Origin of the sequence: Demequina sp. (genome assembly GCF_024642165.1) — a bacterium.
Taxonomy (GTDB): Bacteria; Actinomycetota; Actinomycetes; order Actinomycetales; family Demequinaceae; genus Demequina.
In genome coordinates this window covers 1-7,082 of sequence record NZ_JAHEBP010000109.1, presented here as the reverse complement: position 1 = coordinate 7,082, position 7,082 = coordinate 1, and the positions used below count along the sequence as shown (strand labels likewise).

Below are 7,082 nucleotides of genomic sequence, written 5' to 3'. Positions count from 1 at the left end.
AGCCCGCGGTCCGCGTGGATGGACCGCTCCCGCACGCTGCGCGGGCGACGGCAGGGCGCGCCGCTCGGGCGCGGCAACGAGGCCTGGCGCCACTCGCTGCGATGATGCGACGCCTCGCCGGCCTCGCCACCACCGCGCTGGCCGCGCCCCAGGTCTACGCGAGGGCCATCACCGCCGGCCGCCGGCATCGTCCCGACAGCGACCTGCTGCGACCGGCCGACGCCGCCCTGGTGCTGGGCGCCCGCGTGTGGCCCGACGGCCGCCCGTCCCGCTTCCTACGCGAGCGCGTCGAGACGGCCGCGACGCTCTACCATCGCGGCCTGGTGCCGCGGCTGGTGCTCACGGGCGCGGGCAGCAACCGCGAGGGCCTCGACGAGACCGATGCGATGGCGCGCACCGCCCTGCGGCTGGGCGTGCCGCAGGAGGCCCTGGTGCTCGACGGTTCGGGTCACGACACGCGGGCCTCCGCCCGCAACGCCCGCGAGTCGCTGGGGCTCACCAGCGTCATCGTCTGCACACAGGAGTTCCACCTGCCCCGCGCGATGTGGCTGTGCGGCAGCGTGGGCCTCGCCACGCAGGGCGCGCACCCCGCGATCCTGGCGCGCCGGCACACCGCGATCGGCTACGCGCGGGAGCTGCCCGCGACGTGGAAGGCCGCGCTGGAGATCGCCCGAGACGCCGCCGCGCCGCACCGCGCCCCGCACTGAAACGCACCGCGCCGCACTGACCTGGGCAGGCGGCAGGGATGGCGCAGCGGCGCCGATCGGGGGATGCTGGACTCATGACGTCCACGTGGTCGCTGGGCTCGGCGATGTCCTCCGCTCAGTCGGGGGCCGTGGTGGGGACCGTGCGCGGCACCCACGGAGCGAGCGCGGCCACGCCGTGAGACCGTCCCATCGCGACCCGGCGGGTCCGGGACAGGAGTCGGTGTGGGACTACCCCCGACCGCCGCGAGTCGAGCCCACCGACGAGCTGGTCACCATCGAACTGGGCGGTGTGCGCATCGCGAGCACCGTCCACGCGGTCCGGGTGCTGGAGACGAGCCACCCGCCCACCTACTACCTGCCGCGCACCGCATTCGTCGACGGCGCGCTGTCGCCCGCGCAGGGCTCATCGTTCTGCGAATTCAAGGGTCACGCGAGCTACCTGGACGTCACGGGCGGCGGCGTCACCGCACCCCGCGCCGGGTGGTACTACCCGCACCCGTCGGAGGGCTTCGAGGTGATCGCCGACATGGTCGCGGTCTACCCCGGCCGCATGGACCGCTGCACGGTGGCGGGCGAGACCGTGCGACCGCAGGAGGGCGACTTCTACGGCGGCTGGATCACGACGCGCATCGTGGGCCCGTTCAAGGGCGCGCCGGGCACTCGCGGCTGGTGAGCCCACCCCGCGTGCGCGGGCTGCCCGTACTCCGGGTAGCCGTCAGGCGTGGGCCCGCGTGCGGTCCATGCCGGCGACGAGCGTCTCAAGGATTCCCCGCAACTGCGTGAGCTGTGCCTCGTCGAGCGCGTCGAGCTGAGCCCTGCGCTGGACGCGGGCGGTGCCCACCACCTGTTCCGCAAGCTCCCGGCCCATGGGCGTGAGGCTCAGCCTGCGGATGCGGCGATCGTCGGCGTCCTCGTGGCGGTCGAACAGGCCCCGATGCACCATGCGGTGCACGATCCCGGTGGCGACGGACGGATGCACGCCCACGGCGTCGGCGAGGTCCGTGGTGGTGCAGCCGTCCTCGGCGCTCAGGATCACGAGCGCCCGGAACTGATGCAGCGTCAGGCCCAGGCTCGAGACGGTCTCCGCGGTGCGGGGAACGGACTTGCGCAGGAACACGAGGAGCTCGTCGCACGCGGAGTCCAGCAGCGCGTCCCTACCGCCCATTCCGGCCCCCGTCCCACGGTCAATGGTGCGAAATCCACTATATCCATGCACAACGGCCCATCCGACCGCCCCCGAGGCGGCGCGTCGCCGCGCCCGAGGGCGCCGGTTAGGCTCGCCGCATGCCGGTCCCGTTCGTGCTTGCCTCCCAGTCCCCCGCCCGCCTCGCGACCCTGCGCTCGGCCGGGGTGGAGCCGGTCGTGGTCGTCAGCGACGTGGACGAGGACGCTGCACTCGACGTGGCGCGCCGGCAGCACGCCGCGGCGGGTTGGGGACCGCTCGCGGCCGCCGACGCGGTGCTGGTGCTGGCGCGGGCCAAGGCCGAGGCCGTGGCGGCCGCCGCACGGCGAGACGCGATCGTGCTCGGGTGCGACTCGATGCTCGAGCTGGACGGCGAGATCCTGGGCAAGCCCGCCGACGCTGCCACGGCGATCGATCGCTGGAGGACGATGCGCGGGCACCGAGGCGTCCTGCACACGGGTCACTGGCTGGTCGACGACCGGGACAGCGGCACGGGCGGCACGGGCGGCACCCTGGGCGCGACCTCCTCGACAGTGGTGCGCTTCGCGCGCCTCTCGGACGCCGAGATCGACGCCTACGTGGCGACCGGCGAGCCGCTCAAGGTCGCCGGCGCCTTCACGGTCGACGGGCTGGGAGGGCCGTACGTCGAGGCCATCGAGGGTGACTACCACGGGGTGGTCGGGGTGAGCCTGCCGCTGCTGCGCACGCTGCTGGGCGAGCTCGGAGTCCTCTTCCACGATCTGCGCGCCTGAACCCTGCCCCTGTCCCCGTTTGTAGAACCGGCACAACCCCGGCGGCCACCACCCCGCATCGTCCTCCCATTCTTTGTGGACCCCCTACAACCCGGGACGTCCGGCCTTAGCGCCGCACACAGACTTGCGATACGCGCCCTCCCAGATACGACCTGACGCGGACCCCCGCGCTACGGTTTCGGAGTGACTGCCTTCTCCTCCGTCCTGATCGCGAACCGCGGCGAGATCGCGGTCCGCATCATCCGCGCATGCGCCGATGCGGGTCTGCGCTCGATCGCCGTGTACGCCGAGCCGGACCGCGACGCCCCCCACGTCTCCCTCGCCGACGAGGCCTACGCGCTGGGCGGCAGCACCGCCCGCGAGACCTACCTCGACATCGGCAAGATCATCGACGCGGCGCGGCGGGGCGGCGCCCAGGCGGTGCACCCCGGCTACGGCTTCCTCGCCGAGAACGCCGACTTCGCCCGCGCGGTGATCGCCGCGGGCCTCACCTGGATCGGCCCCTCACCGGACGCGATCGAGGGCTTGGGCGACAAGGTCAGCGCGCGCCACATCGCTCAGCGCGCGGGCGCGCCGCTGGTGCCCGGCACCCCCGATCCGGTCGAGACGGCCGAGGAGGTGGTGGCGTTCGCACAGGAGCACGGCCTCCCTGTCGCGATCAAGGCGGCCTTCGGCGGCGGCGGACGAGGCCTGAAGGTGGCCCGCACTCTCGAGGAGATCCCCGAGCTGTTCGATTCCGCCACCCGCGAGGCCGTCGCCGCGTTCGGTCGCGGCGAGTGCTTCGTGGAGCGATTCCTCGACCGGCCCCGCCACGTCGAGACGCAGTGCCTCGCGGACGCTCACGGCAACGTCGTGGTGGTGTCGACCCGCGACTGCTCGCTCCAGCGCCGCCACCAGAAGCTGGTCGAGGAGGCGCCCGCACCGTTCCTCACCGACGATCAGAACGCCCGCCTCATCCACTCCAGCGAGGCGATCCTGCGTGAGGCCGGCTACCAGGGTGCCGGCACCTGCGAGTTCCTGGTGGGCCTCGACGGGACCATCAGCTTCCTCGAGGTCAACACGCGCCTCCAGGTCGAGCACCCGGTCACCGAGGAGGTCACCGGGGTCGATCTGGTCCTCGAGCAGTTCCGCATCGCCGCCGGGGAGTCGATCGCGGACCTCGCTCCCGTGACGCGTGGACACTCCATCGAGTTCCGCATCAACGGCGAGGACCCCGCACACGGGTTCATGCCGGCGCCTGGGCGACTCGCGCGGCTGCGCTTCCCGTCGGGACCCGGGGTGCGCGTCGACGCCGGTGTCGCCCAGGGCGACACCGTGTCGGGCAACTTCGACTCGATGATCGCGAAGGTGATCGTCACCGGCGCCACCCGCGACCAGGCGCTCGCGCGGGCCCGCCGCGCGCTCGCCGAGATGACGGTGGAGGGCATCCCCACGGTGCTGCCGTTCCACCGCGCCGTGCTCAACGCACCGGAGTTCACGGCCGTCGACGGTTTCCGCATCTTCACCACCTGGATCGAGTCCGACTTCGCCGAGACGGTGGCCGGGCTCGCCCCGTCGACATCCGGTGCGGACGACTCCGGGGCGGAGGCGACGGAGCGCGTGATCGTCGAGGTGGGCGGAAAGCGGCTCGAGGTGGTGCTGCCCGCGTCGCTGGCTCAGGCGGGCCGCGCCGGCGCGCGTCAGACCGGCAAGCGGCCGGGGCGCCGCGCCGGGTCGGGCGCCGCCCGGACGTCGAGCGGCACCACCCTCGCGTCGCCCATGCAGGGCACGATCGTCAAGGTCGCCGTGGTCGAGGGCGCGGTGGTCGCCGAGGGCGACCTGGTGGTGGTCCTCGAGGCGATGAAGATGGAGCAGCCGCTGACCGCACACCGCAGCGGCGTAGTCCGCGCACTGACGGCGGCCGTGGGTGGCGGCGTCTCCGCCGGCACCGCGATCTGCGAGATCGTCGACGCCGAGGCCTAGCAGCATTCGGTCGCGGCCCGCGACCACCGCATCGTCCGCCTGCCAGGGACTTTGCTGTAGCCCGGCGCAATTACGCAACTCCTACGTGACGTATATTTGACACCGCCTCGGGCGGGGACCTACGCTCGCCTCAGCACTAGTAAGGCTTGCCTTAGTCCCCACCGAAAGGTCCACGATGCTCGCCAACTTCCTCATCGGGCTCCGCGAGGGCCTCGAGGCCGCACTCGTCGTCGGCATCCTGGTCGCGTACCTGGTGCGCACGGACCGCAGGGCGCTGCTGCGCCAGGTGTGGTTCGGCGTGGGCCTCGCCGCCGGCGTCTCGATCGGGGTGGGCGCGCTGCTGACGTTGGGCCCCCAGGGCCTCAGCTTCGAGGCGCAGGAGATCATCGGCGGCGTGCTCAGCATCGCCGCCGTGGGGCTCATCACCTGGATGATCTTCTGGATGGGCAAGACCGCCCGCTACCTCAAGGGCAACCTCGAGAACGCGCTCGAGAACGCCATCGCCGTGGGCAAGGGCGCGATCATCGCGATGGCCCTGCTGGCGGTGGGCCGCGAGGGCCTCGAGACCGCGCTGTTCCTGTGGGCCGGGATCACCTCGGCCGGCTCGTCGCTCGCCCCCATCGCGGGCGCGTCGCTGGGCATCGCCACCGCCGTCGCGCTCGGGTGGCTGATCTTCAAGGGCGCCGTGCGGCTCAACCTGCGGGTGTTCTTCCAGTGGACCGGAGTGTTCCTGATCATCGTGGCCGGCGGCGTCCTCGCCTACGGTATTCACGACCTCCAGGAGGCCGGCGTGCTGCCCGGCCTGGACAACCTCGCCTTCGACGCGAGCGCCGCCGTGCCGCCGGGCTCGGTCCACGGCACGATCCTCAAGGGCGTCTTCAACTTCTCCGCGCAGACCACGGTGCTTCAGGCGGTCGCATGGTTCGCCTACGTGGTGCCGGTCATGTGGCTGTTCGTGCGGATGGCGTTCCATTCCGGGCCGCCCGCGCCGCGTTCCTCGCAGGTCCCCTCGCAGGCCCCCTCGCAGGTCCCGGCGACCGAGCCGCAGCGGGACCTGGCCGCCGCGGACGCCTGAACCGCCACCCTCGTTCCCCCGTCCGACACGCTTCCTCAAGGATCCCCATGACTCGCCCTATGCCCCGACGCCGTTCGGCCGTCCCCGCCACCCTGACTCTCGTGCTGGGCGTTCTGCTGCTGAGCGCCTGCGCGCCCAACGCCGCCAGCACCGACACGGCCGTCGCGGTGCGGTCCACCGCTGACGAGTGCGAGCTGTCCTCGACCGAGGCACCGTCCGGAACCGTGGTGTTCGACGTCACCAACGACGGCACCGACGCCACCGAGTTCTACGTGTATGCGGCCGACGGCACCACGATCATCGCGGAGGTCGAGAACGTGGGCCCCGGCATCACCCGCCAGGTGGTGGTCGAGGCCGCGGCGGGCGACTACGTCACGGCCTGCAAGCCCGGCATGACGGGCGACGGCATCCGGGCGACGTTCACGGTCACGGACTAGGGGCGGCTCCGCGGCCACCGAGCCGTACGCCTCGCGCCCGGCGCCCGCGGATGCCGTTCATCGCGGCGTCGCGAAGACGCGGCGGCGTCCGTCAGTCGGGATCCTTCATGCGGTGGAGGCGACGCGCGGCCTCGGAGATGGTCCCGCTGAGCGACGGGTAGACGGTGAAGGCGTTCGCCACATCGTCCACCGTGAGGTGATGCGCGACCGCGAGCGAGAGCGGGTAGATGTGCTCGCTCGCGCGCGGGCCCACCACCACGGCACCGAAGACCTGACCGGTCACCGTGTGCCCGAAGATCTTGACGAAGCCCTCGTCGATGCCGAGCATCTTCGCCCGCGGGTTGCGCTTGAGGTCGAGCCGCGAGACCTCGTAGAAGAGGCCGCGCGCCTTGAGCTCCGCCTCGCTTGCACCCACGGCCGCGATCTCCGGCACCGTGAACACGTTGGAGGCCACCAGGCCCAGGTCGAGGGGAGACACGGCGTCGCCCAGCACGTGGGCCATCGCGATCCGGCCCTGGGTGGCCGCGACGGAGGCCAGGGGGAGCACGCCGGTGCAGTCTCCCGCCGCGTACACGCCCCTGGCGGTGGTGCGGCTCACCTTGTCGACGCGGATGAGTCCACGGTCGTCGAGCTCGACGCCGGCCTCCTCGAGCCCGATCCCCTCCGTGTTGGGCACCGATCCCACGGCCATCAGCGCGTGGCTGCCCTCGAGCATCGTCCCGTCCTCGAGCACCACCTCGACGCCGGCGCCGGTGTTGCGAACCGAGGCGGCGCGCCCGCCCACCAATCTCATGCCACGGGCCCGGAACACCTCGGTGAGGTGTGCGGAGGCGTCGGGATCCTCCCGGGACAGCACCCGGTCCCCCGACGCCACCAGCGTCACCCGCGCGCCCAGCAGTCCGTAGGCGCCGGCGAACTCGGCGCCGGTGACCCCCGATCCCACCACGATGAGGTGCTCGGGGAGCT

At 72.5% G+C, this 7,082-nt stretch carries 8 protein-coding genes; 6 read left to right on the top strand and 2 right to left on the bottom strand.

The window, feature by feature from the left end; translation table 11 throughout:
- The first annotated feature begins 101 nt into the window (after window positions 1–101).
- Together Q0L54_RS09420 and Q0L54_RS09415 are read left to right on the top strand one after the other, a co-directional pair.
- Window positions 102–707, top strand: coding sequence for a YdcF family protein (locus tag Q0L54_RS09420; protein ID WP_296667545.1), 606 nt, complete (start codon window positions 102–104; stop codon window positions 705–707).
- 220 nt (window positions 708–927) lie between these two features.
- Window positions 928–1,380, top strand: a complete 453-nt coding sequence (locus Q0L54_RS09415; protein WP_296667543.1) for a DUF427 domain-containing protein — start codon at window positions 928–930, stop codon at window positions 1,378–1,380.
- A gap of 42 nt (window positions 1,381–1,422) precedes the next feature.
- On the opposite strand, the gene Q0L54_RS09410 is transcribed toward Q0L54_RS09415, so the two are convergent.
- On the bottom strand, window positions 1,423–1,872 hold the full coding sequence (locus Q0L54_RS09410) for a MarR family transcriptional regulator (RefSeq protein WP_296667541.1): 450 nt from the start codon (window positions 1,870–1,872) through the stop codon (window positions 1,423–1,425).
- A 119-nt stretch (window positions 1,873–1,991) separates the two neighbouring features.
- Here Q0L54_RS09410 and Q0L54_RS09405 point away from each other — a divergent pair, with 119 nt between their 5' ends.
- From Q0L54_RS09405 to Q0L54_RS09390, 4 genes are all read left to right on the top strand, one after another.
- Window positions 1,992–2,642, top strand: a complete 651-nt coding sequence (locus tag Q0L54_RS09405; protein ID WP_296667539.1) for a nucleoside triphosphate pyrophosphatase — start codon at window positions 1,992–1,994, stop codon at window positions 2,640–2,642.
- Window positions 2,643–2,825: 183 nt separating this feature from the next.
- Window positions 2,826–4,604, top strand: a complete 1,779-nt coding sequence (locus tag Q0L54_RS09400) for a biotin carboxylase N-terminal domain-containing protein (protein ID WP_296667537.1) — start codon at window positions 2,826–2,828, stop codon at window positions 4,602–4,604.
- Window positions 4,605–4,779: 175 nt separating this feature from the next.
- Window positions 4,780–5,679, top strand: a complete 900-nt coding sequence (gene efeU / locus Q0L54_RS09395) for an iron uptake transporter permease EfeU (RefSeq protein ID WP_296667535.1) — start codon at window positions 4,780–4,782, stop codon at window positions 5,677–5,679.
- A gap of 47 nt (window positions 5,680–5,726) precedes the next feature.
- Window positions 5,727–6,116, top strand: a complete 390-nt coding sequence (locus Q0L54_RS09390) for a cupredoxin domain-containing protein (RefSeq protein WP_296667533.1) — start codon at window positions 5,727–5,729, stop codon at window positions 6,114–6,116.
- A gap of 91 nt (window positions 6,117–6,207) precedes the next feature.
- Here the strand turns inward: Q0L54_RS09390 and Q0L54_RS09385 are convergent.
- The coding region (locus tag Q0L54_RS09385; RefSeq protein ID WP_296667532.1) for an FAD-dependent oxidoreductase at window positions 6,208–7,082 on the bottom strand (875 nt) is incomplete at its 5' end.

Excerpts from the sequence above, each read along its gene's own strand:
- Q0L54_RS09420 (WP_296667545.1), top strand. The coding sequence starts at position 102 with ATGATGCGACGCCTCGCCGGCCTCGCCACCACCGCGCTGGCCGCGCCC.
- efeU (WP_296667535.1), top strand. The coding sequence starts at position 4,780 with ATGCTCGCCAACTTCCTCATCGGGCTCCGCGAGGGCCTCGAGGCCGCA.
- Q0L54_RS09390 (WP_296667533.1), top strand. The coding sequence starts at position 5,727 with ATGACTCGCCCTATGCCCCGACGCCGTTCGGCCGTCCCCGCCACCCTG.
- Q0L54_RS09405 (WP_296667539.1), top strand. The coding sequence starts at position 1,992 with ATGCCGGTCCCGTTCGTGCTTGCCTCCCAGTCCCCCGCCCGCCTCGCG.
- Q0L54_RS09410 (WP_296667541.1), bottom strand. The coding sequence starts at position 1,872 with ATGGGCGGTAGGGACGCGCTGCTGGACTCCGCGTGCGACGAGCTCCTC.